The following is a 15,451-nucleotide window of genomic DNA, read 5'->3' as shown; positions in this document are numbered from 1 at the left end:
ATTGTAAAGATTGTGTAAAGGTTACAACAAAAAAAGCCATAACATGACGTTATGACTTCAATCGTTATTTTAATTCTGGAGCATCAGTTTTGAATAAACTTTCGGTAGATACCCCACCGTGTTGTTCAATTAAACTGGTTTTTTCTTTCTCTTGTGCTTTTTTCAAAGTTTCAAGAGCGTCACTTTTCTTGTAATTATAGTCAGATTTATTTACTTTAGTGAAATTACTTGGTGCGTAGAATCTTAATAGATCACCCGTAATAACTTCATCTGATAATGATAATGACGTTGTAACATGTTTTAATTCTTTGTTATAAACTTTTTGTTGTGCTGCCGTTAGTTTTTCGATTTCTTTACCAGTCTTAGTGTTATACGTGGTATTTCCAACTTTTGTAAAGGTTGGTGAAACGAAATCACCATTTCTAAAGGCAACCGTTTGGTTACGATTTTTCGATAATAAATCATTACCAAATTGAACCGTATCGGTATTCTTAACGCCTAATAGATCAAGTAAAGTTGGTAGCACATCAATTTCACCACCATAAGTATGATTAATACCGCCCTTAAGGCCATTCATATGAATCATAAATGGTACCTTTTGGAACATCGTTAAATCATAACTTGTTACTTTGTCTTTACCTAAAAGCTGTGCAATAGCTTTCGGATGATTATTAGAGATACCATAGTGATCACCATACATCACAATCATACTGTCCTTATACAAGCCACTCTTCTTCAAGTAACTAACGAATTCTCCGAATGATTGATCAAGATATTTAGATGTTTGAACATAACCATCAACCGTACTATCGTCTGTATCCGTCTTTTTGATTGACGTATTCGCACTATCTAAATCATATGGATAATGGTTAGTTAGTGTGATGAGTTTAGCATAAAAAGGTTGGGGTAATTGTTCAATATACTTAACCGATTGCTTCAAGAAAATCTTATCTTTCATCCCATAACCAACTTTATAGTTAGCTTTGACATCATAATAAGGTTCACTGAAGAAATACTGGTAACCAAATGATTTATAAGTATTATTACGATTCCAGAAACTACCCACGTCACCATGGAAAGCTGCTGTAGAGTAGCCTTTTTGATCAAGAATAGCGGGTGCTGCTTGGAATGTATTTTGTGTGCCATAAGTCGTCATCGCTGAACCAGATGGTAACCCATAAAGGGATGCTTCCAACATCATTTCAGCATCAGACGTTTTACCTTGTCCAACTTGATTAAAGAAATTATCAAATGATAATGTATTTTGATCATGATAATATTTATTAATGTTAGGCGTAACTTGTTGCCCATCCCATTTATAATCGATCATGAACTGTTGGAAACTTTCTAGATGAATCACAAAAACATTTTTACCCTTCGCTTTTCCATAATACTTTATATTTGAATTAGAACGATTTTTATCCAAATACTTTAGAACTTTATCCATATCTTTAGCAGTGGCATTTTTACGTGTCGCACTTTCTTTTTGCGTTTGATAAACATTATATCCCGCATAGAAATTCAAGCCTAAATATTTAACAATATAGTTATTATCAAAAGTTCTTGTCAATAATTGAGAACGATCCTTTTCAGCTAAACCTAAGTTCCCTAAAGCTAAAAGTACAGATGCAATAGTCAGGATAAAAGCATAACGCTTTTTAATTGGGTTATAGTCAATTTTGACTAATTTAAAGACAAGAATCAAAATTAAAATAATAATATCGATATAAACAAAGAAATCAGTTGGTCGTAAAATACCGGCAATTCCCTTGTCTAGATTATTAGCTACTGAACCTGAATTTTTGATAATTCCTAGTGAAAGAAAATCTGAAAACTCACGATAATAAACCATATTTGCAAAAAGCCATGATGTTTGAATAAAATCAACAATCAGCAAAATCCAATATGATTTTTTACCCTTAAAGTAGATTGCAATTCCAAATAATAATAACGCTGTTGGTATTGGATTAATATAAAGTAAAAATTGTTGCATGCTACCTGTTGCACCTAATGTAAATTTGGTTTCATAAGCAACAACTGTTTTGGCCCAAAATAAAACGAGCGTCAAGAGGAGGAATCCCCATCTTGAGCTCAATTTATCCTGAACATATTTTAAAGTTGACCGCATCTTAGTGCCTCCATTTTTTAAGATCAGTTTTCGAGAACACGAAAATGTCTTTCAATCTATGTTTCAGTTATTGATTAACTAAATAGTAAGTCGTAAACTTCCATTGCAATTAAATCAATATCATCGAAAGGAAATTTAGTATGGTTACTTAAATCTTCTAACGTATATGCTTTCATATCTGGATCATATTCAACGATTCCCTTTTCAACACCTTCACGTTCGAAGTGTCTTGTTTGGATTTCGCCGTTATCTTCTTTTTGCATAGCCTCTAAGCGACTAATGATTGCTACTAACTGAGAATTTTTCATAGTTGTTCCCCTTTCAATATCATAGTTAATAATACCAAATTTTCTATACATTTACACCTGATTAAGCAGATTATAATCGTTTCTTAACTTGTTTTTATGCTAAACTGTTAGTTATTAGACTTGGAGGCATAAAAATGAGCTTATTTAGAAAAGATTTGAACGATCAAGTATTTAAAATAGAGGTCTCAGATATTCGTCAATTTGATGATGAAGTGAGCCAAATTCCTGATATGATTAAATTAACAATGGGTGAACCAGATTTTAATACACCCGATCATGTTAAAGCAGCTGCCATCGAAGCCATTCATGAAAATTACTCACATTATATGGGTATGGCTGGTGATATTGAGTTACGTGAAGCTGCCAGTGAATTTTTTAATGAAAAATATGACGTTACTTATGATGCACAATCTGAAATTCTAGTTACAGTTGGTGCAACTGAAGCCATCGCAACTGCCTTACAGACTATCTTCAACCCCGGCGATGCCGTTCTTGTCCCAACGCCACTCTACCCTGGCTATATGCCACTGATTACTTTAAATCGGGTTAAACCAATTTTTATCAACACACGTGATAATAACTTTAGATTAACACCTGAGATGATTAATCAAGCTGTTAAAGATAATCCAAATGAAAATATTAAAGGTATTATCCTAATTAATCCAAGTAATCCAACTGGTATTTCTTGGACCGAAGATGAAGTTATTGCGATAACTGATGAAATTAGAAAGCAAAAATTATGGGCAATTAGTGATGAAATTTATAGTGAATTAACTTATGATCATGAACATGTCTCAATTGCAAAATATATCCGTGACCAAACTGTCCTAATTAATGGTTTATCAAAATCGCATGCCATGACTGGCTGGCGCATTGGATTCTTGCTTGCTCCCAAAGCGATGACTGATGAATTAAAAAAAGTTCATCAATACTTAGTAACCTCTGCAACAAGTGTTTCTCAACGTGCTGGAATTGCTGCCTTACGTGACGGTAAAGACGATGGTCGCATAATGAATGTTGAATATAAAAAACGCCGTGATTTCGTTATGGCTGAAATGAAAAAAATGCATTTTGAAATGGCACAACCTAGTGGCGCTTTTTATATTTTCGCAAAAATTCCTGCAGGATATAACCAAGATTCTATGGCATTCTGTAAAGAACTAGCTTTTAATAATAAACTTGCCTTAATTCCAGGAACTGCTTTTGGTGATTCTGGTCAAGGTTACGTTCGCTTAAGTTACGCTTCTAGTATGGAGAATTTAGTGCTTGGGATGGAACGTTTGAATGACTACATGACACAAAATAAATAAAAATACGGCGTTATTTCTTTATACTTACTTTTTGTAAGCATATATTTAGGCTAATTATATTTCCTCTGATATTATATTCAAATAAATAAAGGAGGAATTCAAATGGTACAAGCAATTACAGATGAAAATTTCAAAACAGTTACAGATTCAGGTATAACATTGACGGATTTTTGGGCAACATGGTGTGGCCCTTGCAAAATGCAATCACCAGCAATTGAGGAATTAGAACAAGAAATAGGTGACAAGGTTAAATTTGCTAAAATGGATGTTGACCAAAATCCTAAAACAGCTGACGATTTTGGTATCATGGGAATTCCCACATTAATGATTAAAAAAGATGGCGAAGTTGTTGATACACTCGTCGGTTATCATTCAAAAGAGCAAGTTAAAGACGCTTTATCACAATATATTTAACGATTTTGAAAAGCTAACTAATAAAAGCATTGTCATTTGACAGTGCTTTTTTGTCGTTATTTTGAATAGTAATAAACTGATTAGCGATTTTAGTATTGCTTAAAGAAACACGTTCTTCTCCTTATAAAACACAAAAAAAACCATTGCCAATAATAGAAAATCTATCATCAGCAATGGTTACTATCATATTTCATTTATTTAATCTTCAATTCCAACTTCTTCTACCTTATCTGGTTTAACAACTAAAGCAAACATTCCCGCAAATAGTCCAACATAGTAAGTTAAAATACGCCATAACAACATGGCTAAAATCAATTTACTGTGACTGGTCATGAAACTAGAAAAGACAATCGCGAAGCTATATTCTGCACCACCAGTTCCCCCCGGAATTGGGAAAAGTGAAATTACCATGACAATAAGCACATGAAGTGCTGTAATCATAATCACATTCACTGATGTGTATCCCAATGACAACATAATAAAGTATGGAATTAAATAGTAAAACGCGAGTTGGAAGAATGTTAATACAAAAACGTGAAAAATCATTTTCTTTTCATTCTTCATACGTAAACTCTCTTTATGGAAGTTTTCAATTTTTGAATAAATACTTGTATTCCAGCGATCAAAACGATCCCCTTTAACGAATAACTTAACAACTAGCATACAAACATACACTAATTTTTTAGTGAATCCATACCAATACATGATCATTAACAAAGCAGTAATCACAGCTAAATGAATCACAAATCCAAAAATCACGAATACCATTAGATAATTAACTTTATCTTGAATGTATTGAAACCCAATTAGTAAACAAACAATAAAATTAATAACAATCATTGCCTGGTAAACGACAAATTTCATTAATAAAATGGAACTTGCACGACCAGCGTCCACACCTGACTGAGCCATCGCAAACAATTGTGCAGGTTGTCCACCTGTTGAAAAAGGTGTGATTCCATTAAATAATTGTTCAATCAGTGGAATACGAATTGCATTCTTAAATGTAAATTTTTTATGTTGCCCTATCATGAACCGTTGAACAACAAATGCTTCAATGACAAAGTACATACAGATACAAAATACTGCTACTAATAACCACCATATATTAATATTAACTAAAGCTTTAACGAGCGACTGAATTGATACATTTTTTAAAGAATAAGCGAATATCCCCATCCCAATTATAACCATTAACGTCAATAAACCTATGTTTTTTCGAGTCATCTTTTAGCCCTCTTTGCTCTGGTCCAAGTAAAATTGATGCCAAATTTCAGCCAATCTATCCTCAGAATAGTATGCTGATGCCTGATCTGCTTTGTCATGCAAAACTGATAACGCATTGGGATCTTCTTTTAATTTTCTCAATTTAATTTGCATACCATTAACATCTGTCGCGGCATCATAATAGCCCTCAATAACCGCTTTATAAAGATCTAAATCGCGCAATAATACAGGTGTCCCACAACTAAATGCTTCTAATACTGACATTGGAAACAATTCATTGAAAGATGGCAGTAAGAAAAGGTTAGCAATATTGTAATAATTTACTAGAGCTTCTCGATCAATAATCCCAGTAAACGTTAAATTACTAGGCGGATTATCAACTACTTTTTTTAATTCAGCATAACCGTCAGTTAACTTACCAAATGAAAAGCCACCGGCCCAAATAAATTGGATATCAGGATTTTGCTTAGCTAACTTAATAAAATCGGGCACACCTTTTCTTTCTTGAACTTGACCATCACCAAAAACAACAAATTTATCGGCTGGAATACCTAACGCATCTCTAAAAGCTTGTTTTTCTTCCACGGTTTTTTCATAAAAAACTTTTTTTGAAACAAAATTAGGAATATACGTGACGCGTTCTTTTGGAATCTTAAACGCTTCAAGTTTTGGAATAAAACTTGGATTAACCACGACAATATGATCCATTCGTTTATAAAAAGCAATTACATACCAATAAAAAATGGCTTTAAAAGGTTGTGGAATTTTAACACTTCCCTCAAGTGTTTCTGGTAAAAAATGGACATAGCCAATTTTTTTACCTCTACCTGGCATAAAAGTCGAAAGGTAATAAGGAAAATTGATGGTATGGTAATGACTAATATCTGAGCGACTATATTTATTCACACTAATTTTGAATTCAGTTGGAAAGCGTTCTTTGAGCAACTTCATCATTTCGGTATATGCGCTACCGACCCCTTGTCCTTTAACCGAATTGGCCGCAGAAAACATGTTAATTAATAGCATGGTTGAAACTCCTTTGAAAATAAATTCGTTTATAGATGACTGATTTCGTCATCCTCTTCTTCTATTTCAACATAATGAATTTGAGCATCTTGGTAAAATTCAGCAACTTTTGATCCAAATGTTGCCGCTGAAATTTCTTTTAACTTTTCTAATCTTGGCTCTGGATCAACTTCTTCATGACATCTATTTAAGTAATCAATAATATCAGTCACCATTTCAGTTTCAGATGAAAAAGTTTTACCAACTTCTGGTTTTTCCATTAACTCGTCAGTATATTTACCCGTTTTAGCAATAACCGGTGTTCCAGCAGCTAAAGCTTCGATAAACGTCAATCCTTGAGATTCTGTTACTGATGCAGACACAAATAAATCTGCTAACTGATAAAAATGGAATACCTCATCATTATCAACTTCACCAATAAATCTGACGTTGTCCTTTAAATTTAAACTTTCTGTTTGCTCTTCAAGGGTTTCACGTGCCGGACCATCCCCTACAATCAAGAGTAAAACATTCGGTACTTTTTTAATTATCGCTGGCATACCATCAATAATTTCTTGTGTATTCTTTTCAAATGCCAATCGACTTAACGCAAGCATGACTGGTTGATCTTCAGAAATGTCTAATTTAGAACGATAATCTTCTGTTTCAATTTGTTCAAATTGAGAAATGTCTACCCCTGTAGGGATAACTCGTATTTCTGATTTCACACCATACTTCTGTAGCAACGTCTGAACGCGTGTACTTGGTGCGATAATCCCGCTCATATGGAATGCAAATGTTTTTGTCATTTGCTTAACATGGTATGGTTTCAATAACTTACCATTGGCAATGTAATGTAAATAATCTTCATACATTGTATGATAGGTATGTAAACAAGGAACTTTTAAATTTCTTGCAACAAATTTACCAATCCAGCCCATAGAAAATTCAGTCTGTGTATGAATAACGTCTAAATTTAGTTCTTTTGCCACTTGGTAAGCTTGAAATAAGCCTCTAACAGCAATTCTTCTATCTGTAAAAGAAACAAATGGAATACTAGAGAATCTAAAAATATTACGTTCATATACTGTCTTATCAACATGTGGGTCAGTCGTCGTAAAGATATAGACGGTATGTCCCTCTTTTTCGAGCTCGTTTCTTAGTGTTTTTATTGAAGTCGCCACACCGCTCACTTGTGGAAAATATGTATCTGTAAAAATTCCAATATTCACGATAAGGTCCCCTTGTCTATTCTAATATAATAGTTTTAATTATATTGGTTTCTCACCCGTTATGCAATAAAAGTAGACTATTCTCATCTATTCCCAATTAAACACAAAAAAACTGATAATCGAAATTACCAGTTTTTTTGTGTTTAATTTATTTCATGTAAGATTCAACTAATGCAATAACTTCTTCATTAGTTTCACAGTCAGAAACAGCTTTATCAGCTAATTCCTTCATTTTTGTTGTATCTAATTTTTTCATTAAACTACGTGTTTTAAGAATTGACGAAGCACTCATTGAGAATTCATCAAGTCCCATTCCAGCTAAAATAGGTACGGCAATTTGATCGCCGGCCATTTCGCCACACATACCTGCCCACTTACCTTCTTTATGAGCCGAATCAATTACCATTTTAATCAAACGTAAAATTGATGGGTTATAAGGTTGGTAAAGGTATGACACTTGTTCATTACCTCGATCAGCAGCCATTGAATATTGAATTAAATCATTTGTACCAATACTAAAGAAATCAGCATACTTAGCCAAATGATCACCGTTCATAACAGCAGCAGGAATTTCCATCATCATACCGACTTCAAGTTTATCTGCTACTGGTACACCAGCGTCAATTAACTTAGTACGTTCTTCAGTATAGATAGCTTTTGCTGATTTAAATTCATCAACAGTTGCAATCATAGGGAACATAATTGCTAATTGTCCATAATGAGAAGCTCTAAGTAGAGCACGAAGTTGTGTTCTGAAAATATCTTGACGATCCAAACTAATACGGATTGCGCGATATCCTAAGAACGGATTCATTTCCTCTGGTAATGGCAAGTAAGGTAATTCCTTATCGCCTCCAATATCCATTGTTCTTACAACTACTTGTTTACCATTCATACCTTCAACTGCAGCTTTATAAGCTTTAAATTGATCATCTTCTGAAGGTAATTCACTAGCATCCATGTATAAGAATTCTGAACGGAATAAACCAACTGCTTCAGCACCATTATCTACTGCACCCTCAACATCCTTAGGTGTACCGATATTAGCAGCTAAATCAAAATGTACGCCATCAGCAGTAACTGTTTTAGCGTCTTTTAGTTCTTCCCATTCAGCTTTTTGATCAGAAAAAGCTTTTGCTTTTGCTTCATATGTTGAAATTTCTTCAGCAGTAGGATTGATAATTCCGTCACCATTGATACCATCAACAATAACCATATCACCTTCTGAGATTGCAGTCGTTGGATCACCAGCGCCTACAACAGCAGGAATTTCAAGCGTACGAGACATAATAGCAGAATGAGAAGTACGTCCACCAACATCAGTAATAAATCCTTTAACAAATTTACGATTTAATTGGGCTGTATCCGATGGTGTTAAATCATGTGCAACGACCACAACTTCTTGATCGATAAGAGCAGGATTAGGAATTGTAACTCCTAATAAATGACTCATTACACGTTTCGTAACATCACGAATATCGCCTGCACGTTCTTGCATATAAGCATTATCAGTCATATCTTCAAACATTGAAATGAACATATCTGTGACATCCTTCAATGCTGCTTCAGCGTTGACCTTATCATTTTTGATTTTATCGCCAATGTTGCCCATAAGTTCAGGATCTGAAAGGATTGTCAAATGAGCTTCAAAAACCTCGGCTTCTTCTGCGCCGAGGTTTTCTGCAGCTTTTTGTTTGATTAGTTTCAAATCTTCACTTGATGCTGCAACAGCAGCATCAAGGCGTTTGATTTCTGACTCTGGATCTTCAATGCTTACTTGCGAGAATGACAAATCGGGTTGAACTAACATATATGCTTTAGCAATGGCAATACCATCACTAGCAGCAATCCCTTTTAGCATTTTCGACATTATTCAGCAAGTCCTTCTTTCGTCATTGTTTCTGTAATAGCTGCGATTGCATCTGTTTCGTCAGCGCCATCAGCAGTGATTGTTACATCAGCATTTTGACCAACGCCTAATGACATAACGCCCATGATTGATTTCAAGTTTACTGATTTTTCTCCGTAAACCAAAGCAACGTCAGCAGTAAATTTGCTTGCTGCTTGTACCAATAATGTAGCTGGACGCGCGTGGATACCTGTTTCTGCGATTACGTGAAAGTCTTTCTTTTCCATAATTAATTATCTCCTTGATGTTCTATATTTTTTTATTTTAGAAAAATGCATAACCCACTAACAAAAGCAAAGAACACGTTTTCATTAATAAATTAAACACATTAGTCTTTAGAGACAAATAATACCATTATTTAAAAAATGATACAAGTCTTTAGTTTTTCAAACTAACATATTTGTAAATAATTTGACCTTCTCTTTGCGCATTACCAACGATTGCCTTACGTAATTTTTCTTTTTGCCAAACAAGTTGAAACGCCATAAATTCATCTGGGTTGATTGTTATTGTCTCTATTTCACCAGCAATCAATGCATCAATTTTTGCTTTATAATCTTCGCTCATTTTCAAACCTCTTTTCACTAAAATCTACTATACTAAATTCATTATAGATTAGCCTCCATAAAATGTAAAAAAGGAGTTCTAATTGCTTGCAGAATTTTTCCATATTTTGTATACTATTCATCGAAGGTCAAAGATGGTCAACATGTTTTTGATCTTAGATAAACTAAACTATACGAACGAAATATGAAAGGTTGTGACACATATGATCTGTCAAAATTGTCAAATCAATCCAGCGACAATACACTTATCAACTAACTTAAATGGTCAACATCAAGAATACGATTTATGTCAAAATTGTTATCGATTACTAAAAGATGAACAAGAGCGTTTAAGTAATGGTCAAATCCGTAATAATCAACAAGATCCATTTAGCTTTGGTAACCTTGATGATTTATTTAATGCGATTGCACCAAATAGTCAAAATAATAGTTCACAAAGAAAAGAGCAGACACCTCCTACCCAAGCTGGTAGAAATGGTGGCGCTAATAAAAATAATGGTAAGGATACAATCCTTGGTCAATTCGGTCTTAATTTAACCGATGAGGCACGGGCAGGAAATATTGACCCGGTCATTGGTCGCGATCAAGAAATTAATCAAATCATTGAAATTTTGAATCGTCGGACAAAAAATAATCCTGTTCTAATCGGCGAAGCTGGTGTTGGTAAAACAGCAGTCGTTGAAGGATTAGCTCAAAAAATTGTTGATTCAGCTGTTCCTCAAAAACTTTTAAACAAACAAGTTATTCGATTAGATGTTGTTTCATTAGTTCAAGGAACGGGTATTCGTGGTCAGTTCGAAGAACGAATGCAACAATTAATGAAGGAACTTAAAAATGATAAGTCTATCATTCTATTCATTGATGAAATTCATGAAATTGTAGGCGCTGGTAATGCTGAAGGTGGTATGGATGCCGGTAACGTTCTAAAACCAGCTCTTGCTCGAGGCGAATTACAACTCGTTGGCGCAACAACTCTAAATGAATATCGTCAAATCGAAAAAGATGCTGCGCTTGCACGTCGTTTACAGCCTATCCAAGTTGATGAACCTAGTGTCGAAGAGTCAATCGTCATTTTAAAAGGTATTCAAAAGAAATACGAAGCTTACCATCATGTTCATTATAGTGATGAAGCAATTGAAGCTGCTGCTTCTCTCTCTGACCGTTACATTCAAGATCGTTTTTTACCAGATAAAGCCATCGATTTACTTGATGAATCTGGGTCAAAAATGAATTTAACCATTAAAGCTATTGATCCCAAATTAGTTGCAGAAAAAATTAAAAACGCTGAAACTCAAAAACAAGCTGCACTAACCGACGAAGATTATGAAAAAGCAGCCTACTATCGCGATCAAGTCGCAAAATTCAAAGAATTACAAGATAGTAATACTGATTCTGATGAATTACCAATTGTAACCGAAAAAGAAATGGAACAAATTATTGAAGAAAAAACAGGGATTCCTGTAGGCGAACTAAAGGAAAAAGAGCAACAACAATTGAAAAATTTAGCCACTTCCCTTCAAGCTAATGTCATTGGCCAAGATGACGCCATTGATAAAGTGGCCCGCGCCATCCGCCGTAACCGGATTGGATTCAATAAATCTGGGCGTCCTATCGGATCATTCTTGTTTGTTGGACCAACTGGAATTGGTAAAACAGAACTTGCTAAACAATTATCAAAAGAATTATTTGGAACAAAAGAATCAATGATTCGTTTCGATATGAGTGAGTACATGGAGAACCATTCAGTTTCTAAATTGATTGGTTCCCCTCCTGGCTATGTTGGTTATGAAGAAGCTGGTCAATTAACTGAACAAGTTCGTCGTAATCCATACAGTTTAATCTTGTTAGATGAAGTTGAAAAAGCACATCCTGATGTTATGCATATGTTCTTGCAGATTCTTGAAGATGGCCGTTTAACAGATTCACAAGGTCGCGTGGTAAGTTTCAAAGATACGATTATCATTATGACATCTAACGCTGGTAGTGCTGATGCTGAAGCAAATGTTGGCTTTGGTGCAACGTCAACTGGTGCAACCCATGCCATCATTGATAAACTATCAAATTACTTCCGTCCTGAATTTTTAAACCGTTTTGATGACATCGTTGAATTTAACTCATTAAGTAAAGAAAACTTAGTTTCAATCGTAAGTATCATGCTTGATGACGTTAATAAAGTTCTTAAAAATCAAAACTTAGAACTTCACGTTACAAATCGGGTTGAAGAAAAATTAGTTGATTTAGGCTACAATCCCGCAATGGGTGCTCGTCCACTAAGACGTGTTATCCAGGAACAGATTGAAGATCAAATAGCTGACTTCTACCTTGATAATCCTGATGTAACAAAATTAGCTGCAAAAATTGAAAAAGATGAAATTAAGATATCAGCCGATACAACTACTGATGTTAAAGATTCCGACTCTAACGTTGAAAAGTAAAGGCTAAACTAAAGATGCAGACTCAGATAATTTTTTCTGAGTCTGCATCTTTTTTTATTTTATTCATTCTTTTAAATAAATAAACGATATTTCAAACACTTTTCCCCAATAATTAATCTTTTTAGGTTATAATTATGATATTAGATTATGAATGGAGCTGATTAAAATCGCCTTAAGAGATTTCTTCCGGAATATGTTGTCTGTTTTTACAAAAAATGACCAACCTACTTCCACTTCCGATATACAATTTGTATTCAATTCTGAATCAACAAAAAAATATAAGGCACCAAAACAAAAGAAACATGAAGTCATTGAAGAAAAAACTTTTCTACCAACATCTGTTTCAGATGCCACAATGATTGTTTACTATAAAGACCAAAATAATAATAATCTATCTCGTCCGCAAATTATCAGTGGCACTATAGGTAGCGATTTAAGACTTCAATTTGAACCAATCAATGATTATAATCTAGTTGGCATTTCGGGATTCACAAGTACTTTTGTAACCAACTATGGTGCTATTATTTTAAGCTATGAAAAGAAACATGGCGCTGCCGTTTGGATTTATAATCAAGATATTGATGGTGGCTACTTAATCGGCTCACCCACTTTACTACGTGGCCATTTGAATGACCCTTTCACTTATGACCCTGTCAATATTCCAGGGTTCAATTTATTGCGTGCCTCAAAAACTAGTTATGGTACTTTCACAAATGAACAACAAACCATCTACTATTATTATCGCAACATCAATTGGAAAACCGTCGATCAAATTGACGCATACATCCAGATTACAAAACGCGTACGTCCTTATGACTTACCCGAGGGTAACTCCTATCCCGCCTTCTTACCTGCTGGCGTTATTTTACAAGTATTTGAAAAAATCGAAACGAATTTGGGAACTATTTGGTACAGCATAGGTGGCAATCAATGGTTAGAAAGTACTTCTAATGTAAAAATGATTATTCAACCCAAATATGCTTTATTACCCGACAATGACACCAATGAATTTACTAAAAAAATAATCAATCACTCTGCTTCAATTGATTACATTCCTAATAAATCTGTAACTATTTACACTAAACCTTATGGTAAAAAATTACGAGTTTTAGCTGACAATACACAAGTTACTTTAATCAGTCAGTTATCATCAAGTAATGATGTTTGGTTTGAATTAAAAGATGGTGGTTTTATTGATGAAACTTACATCAAAATGCCTTACTCATTAAATTAATAAGCACTCAAAAAAGAGGTATACCAATTGGTATACCTCTTTTCGTTTATAGTTTTGATGTTAATGTAACGTTTGGATATTTGTCAGCAAACCAGCGTTCTGCGAATGCATTTTCAAACAAGAACAACGGTAAGTCTTGTCGATCTTTAACAAGTAAGTTACGTGAACTTGACATCTTTTCATCCAATTGTTCTGGATCAATCCAGCGAGCTGTTTTAGAACCCATTGGTGTCATGATAACTTCTGAATTATATTCATTTAACATTCTGAATTGGAAGACTTCAAATTGAAGTTGACCAACGGCACCCAGAATATAGTCACCCGTGTTGTAACTTCTATATAATTGAACAGCACCTTCTTGAACCAACTGTTGAATACCCTTATGGAATGATTTTTGTTTCATTACATTTTTAGCATTAACGCTCATGAATAATTCAGGCGTAAATTGAGGTAATTTTTCAAAGGTAATTGGTTTCTTCATGTTACTGATTGTATCGCCAATTTGGAAATTACCAGTATCATATAATCCAATAATATCGCCAGCTACAGCTGATTCTAAAACTTCACGAGAATCTGCCATAAATTGGGTTGAATTAGATAAACGCATTTTCTTTTCAGTTCTTGCTAATTTAACATCCATCCCACGTTCAAATTCACCTGAACAAATTCGAATAAACGCAATTCGATCACGATGATTAGGATTCATATTTGCTTGAATTTTGAAAACAAACCCAGAAAAATGTTCATTTGTTGGTTGTATCGTTGTTTCTTCAATCGTTTTATGTTCTTGTGGTGCTGGTGCATAGTTCAAATAAATATCTAAGAACGTTTTTACACCAAAGTTAGTTAATGCTGATCCAAAGAAAACCGGCGTTAAATCCCCTGTTGCGATTTTTGCTTCATCAAAGGTATTACCAGCATCGCCCAATAATTCAATTTCATCTAGCACTTCTTGATAGATACTATCTTCTTTTAAAGGATGGTCGCCTTCAATCTCACCGGCGTCATTTAAATCAACGTAGTCCATGCCTTTATCTTCTTTTTGGTAAAGTTCAATACGATGGTTGTAGATATCGTATAATCCCTTTAAGCCTTTACCCATACCAATTGGCCAGTTCATTGGGTATGATTCAACGCCCAAGACCTCTTCGAGTTCAGCCATTAAATCAAGTGGCTCACGTCCATCACGATCCATCTTATTGATGAATGTGAAAATAGGAATGCCACGCATTTTACAAATTTTAAATAATTTCTTTGTTTGTGGTTCAATTCCTTTTGCAGAATCAATAACCATGACTGCAGAATCTACGGCCATTAATGTTCGGTAGGTATCTTCCGAGAAATCCTCATGCCCAGGTGTATCTAAAATATTAACCCGCTTATCGGCGTAATCAAATTGCATAACTGAACTAGTAACAGAAATACCACGTTTCTTTTCAATTTCCATCCAATCAGATTTTGCAAAAGTACCAGATTTTTTACCCTTAACTGTTCCGGCAGAACGGACAACCCCACCGAATAAAAGTAATTGTTCTGTAATGGTTGTTTTACCAGCATCGGGATGAGAAATAATCGCAAATGTTCGGCGTTTTTTTACTTGAGTCTCTAATTCTTCTGTATTCATTTTTTGTCCTCTCTAAAACATATTACTCATAGTTTATCATAAATGATAATGAACTTCGA

Annotated in this window: 13 protein-coding genes; 4 read left to right on the top strand and 9 right to left on the bottom strand. The window is 34.3% G+C overall.

Translation table 11 applies throughout. From position 1 onward, the window contains the following. Positions 1 to 64: 64 nt before the first annotated feature. Together AC1RPG_RS04615 and AC1RPG_RS04610 are read right to left on the bottom strand one after the other, a co-directional pair. Positions 65 to 2,128, bottom strand: a complete 2,064-nt coding sequence (locus tag AC1RPG_RS04615) for an LTA synthase family protein (protein WP_481761496.1) — start codon at positions 2,126 to 2,128, stop codon at positions 65 to 67. Positions 2,129 to 2,202: 74 nt separating this feature from the next. Next, a complete protein-coding gene (locus tag AC1RPG_RS04610; RefSeq protein WP_409022166.1) occupies positions 2,203 to 2,436 on the bottom strand; it encodes a YkuJ family protein in 234 nt (77 codons plus the stop codon). A gap of 134 nt (positions 2,437 to 2,570) precedes the next feature. Here AC1RPG_RS04610 and AC1RPG_RS04605 point away from each other — a divergent pair, with 134 nt between their 5' ends. Both AC1RPG_RS04605 and trxA read left to right on the top strand, forming a co-directional pair. Then, entirely contained in the window at positions 2,571 to 3,746 is a 1,176-nt protein-coding gene (locus tag AC1RPG_RS04605) for a pyridoxal phosphate-dependent aminotransferase (protein WP_481761497.1), read from the top strand. A 102-nt stretch (positions 3,747 to 3,848) separates the two neighbouring features. Then, the gene (trxA, locus tag AC1RPG_RS04600; RefSeq protein ID WP_481761498.1) at positions 3,849 to 4,160 is read left to right on the top strand and encodes a thioredoxin; all 312 of its coding nucleotides are present in this window, start codon (positions 3,849 to 3,851) and stop codon (positions 4,158 to 4,160) included. 198 nt (positions 4,161 to 4,358) lie between these two features. On the opposite strand, the gene AC1RPG_RS04595 is transcribed toward trxA, so the two are convergent. The 6 genes from AC1RPG_RS04595 to AC1RPG_RS04570 all read right to left on the bottom strand — a co-directional run bounded on the left by AC1RPG_RS04595 (position 4,359) and on the right by AC1RPG_RS04570 (position 10,100). Then, positions 4,359 to 5,387 (bottom strand): lysylphosphatidylglycerol synthase transmembrane domain-containing protein, encoded by a 1,029-nt coding sequence (locus tag AC1RPG_RS04595; RefSeq protein ID WP_481761499.1) that lies wholly within the window; start codon positions 5,385 to 5,387, stop codon positions 4,359 to 4,361. A 3-nt stretch (positions 5,388 to 5,390) separates the two neighbouring features. Next, on the bottom strand, positions 5,391 to 6,413 hold the full coding sequence (locus AC1RPG_RS04590) for a glycosyltransferase family 4 protein (protein WP_481761500.1): 1,023 nt from the start codon (positions 6,411 to 6,413) through the stop codon (positions 5,391 to 5,393). Positions 6,414 to 6,442: 29 nt separating this feature from the next. Further along, positions 6,443 to 7,624: a glycosyltransferase family 4 protein gene (locus AC1RPG_RS04585; protein WP_481761501.1), complete on the bottom strand. Its 1,182-nt coding sequence runs from the start codon at positions 7,622 to 7,624 to the stop codon at positions 6,443 to 6,445. 148 nt (positions 7,625 to 7,772) lie between these two features. Continuing rightward, positions 7,773 to 9,494, bottom strand: coding sequence for a phosphoenolpyruvate--protein phosphotransferase (gene ptsP / locus AC1RPG_RS04580; RefSeq protein WP_481761502.1), 1,722 nt, complete (start codon positions 9,492 to 9,494; stop codon positions 7,773 to 7,775). Next, entirely contained in the window at positions 9,494 to 9,760 is a 267-nt protein-coding gene (locus tag AC1RPG_RS04575) for a phosphocarrier protein HPr (protein WP_409022159.1), read from the bottom strand. Before AC1RPG_RS04575 ends, ptsP begins: the two co-directional genes overlap by 1 nt. 151 nt (positions 9,761 to 9,911) lie before the next feature. Further along, complete coding sequence (locus AC1RPG_RS04570; protein WP_057973672.1) at positions 9,912 to 10,100, bottom strand: hypothetical protein; 189 nt, start codon at positions 10,098 to 10,100, stop codon at positions 9,912 to 9,914. A gap of 202 nt (positions 10,101 to 10,302) precedes the next feature. On the opposite strand from AC1RPG_RS04570, the gene AC1RPG_RS04565 reads away from it, so the two are divergent. Then, the gene (locus AC1RPG_RS04565) at positions 10,303 to 12,534 is read left to right on the top strand and encodes an ATP-dependent Clp protease ATP-binding subunit (protein WP_481761503.1); all 2,232 of its coding nucleotides are present in this window, start codon (positions 10,303 to 10,305) and stop codon (positions 12,532 to 12,534) included. Positions 12,535 to 12,685: 151 nt separating this feature from the next. Further along, positions 12,686 to 13,768, top strand: a complete 1,083-nt coding sequence (locus tag AC1RPG_RS04560) for a MucBP domain-containing protein (protein WP_481761504.1) — start codon at positions 12,686 to 12,688, stop codon at positions 13,766 to 13,768. Between the two features lie 46 nt (positions 13,769 to 13,814). Here AC1RPG_RS04560 and AC1RPG_RS04555 read toward each other — a convergent pair whose 3' ends face one another. Then, complete coding sequence (locus AC1RPG_RS04555; protein ID WP_481761505.1) at positions 13,815 to 15,392, bottom strand: peptide chain release factor 3; 1,578 nt, start codon at positions 15,390 to 15,392, stop codon at positions 13,815 to 13,817. Positions 15,393 to 15,451: the final 59 nt, after the last annotated feature.

The organism is Dellaglioa sp. CoH-57-MRSF-18 (assembly GCF_056781995.1).
The sequence above is the reverse complement of the archived record's forward strand: the minus strand, read 5'-3'. Positions and strand labels throughout refer to the sequence as shown.

What these genes read in the sequence shown, in the direction of transcription:
- ptsP (WP_481761502.1), bottom strand. Translation starts at nt 9,494, where the DNA reads ATGTCGAAAATGCTAAAAGGGATTGCTGCTAGTGATGGTATTGCCATT.
- AC1RPG_RS04605 (WP_481761497.1), top strand. Translation starts at nt 2,571, where the DNA reads ATGAGCTTATTTAGAAAAGATTTGAACGATCAAGTATTTAAAATAGAG.
- AC1RPG_RS04615 (WP_481761496.1), bottom strand. Translation starts at nt 2,128, where the DNA reads ATGCGGTCAACTTTAAAATATGTTCAGGATAAATTGAGCTCAAGATGG.
- AC1RPG_RS04590 (WP_481761500.1), bottom strand. Translation starts at nt 6,413, where the DNA reads ATGCTATTAATTAACATGTTTTCTGCGGCCAATTCGGTTAAAGGACAA.
- AC1RPG_RS04570 (WP_057973672.1), bottom strand. Translation starts at nt 10,100, where the DNA reads ATGAGCGAAGATTATAAAGCAAAAATTGATGCATTGATTGCTGGTGAA.
- AC1RPG_RS04575 (WP_409022159.1), bottom strand. Translation starts at nt 9,760, where the DNA reads ATGGAAAAGAAAGACTTTCACGTAATCGCAGAAACAGGTATCCACGCG.
- AC1RPG_RS04610 (WP_409022166.1), bottom strand. Translation starts at nt 2,436, where the DNA reads ATGAAAAATTCTCAGTTAGTAGCAATCATTAGTCGCTTAGAGGCTATG.
- AC1RPG_RS04565 (WP_481761503.1), top strand. Translation starts at nt 10,303, where the DNA reads ATGATCTGTCAAAATTGTCAAATCAATCCAGCGACAATACACTTATCA.
- AC1RPG_RS04560 (WP_481761504.1), top strand. Translation starts at nt 12,686, where the DNA reads ATGGAGCTGATTAAAATCGCCTTAAGAGATTTCTTCCGGAATATGTTG.
- trxA (WP_481761498.1), top strand. Translation starts at nt 3,849, where the DNA reads ATGGTACAAGCAATTACAGATGAAAATTTCAAAACAGTTACAGATTCA.
- AC1RPG_RS04595 (WP_481761499.1), bottom strand. Translation starts at nt 5,387, where the DNA reads ATGACTCGAAAAAACATAGGTTTATTGACGTTAATGGTTATAATTGGG.
- AC1RPG_RS04555 (WP_481761505.1), bottom strand. Translation starts at nt 15,392, where the DNA reads ATGAATACAGAAGAATTAGAGACTCAAGTAAAAAAACGCCGAACATTT.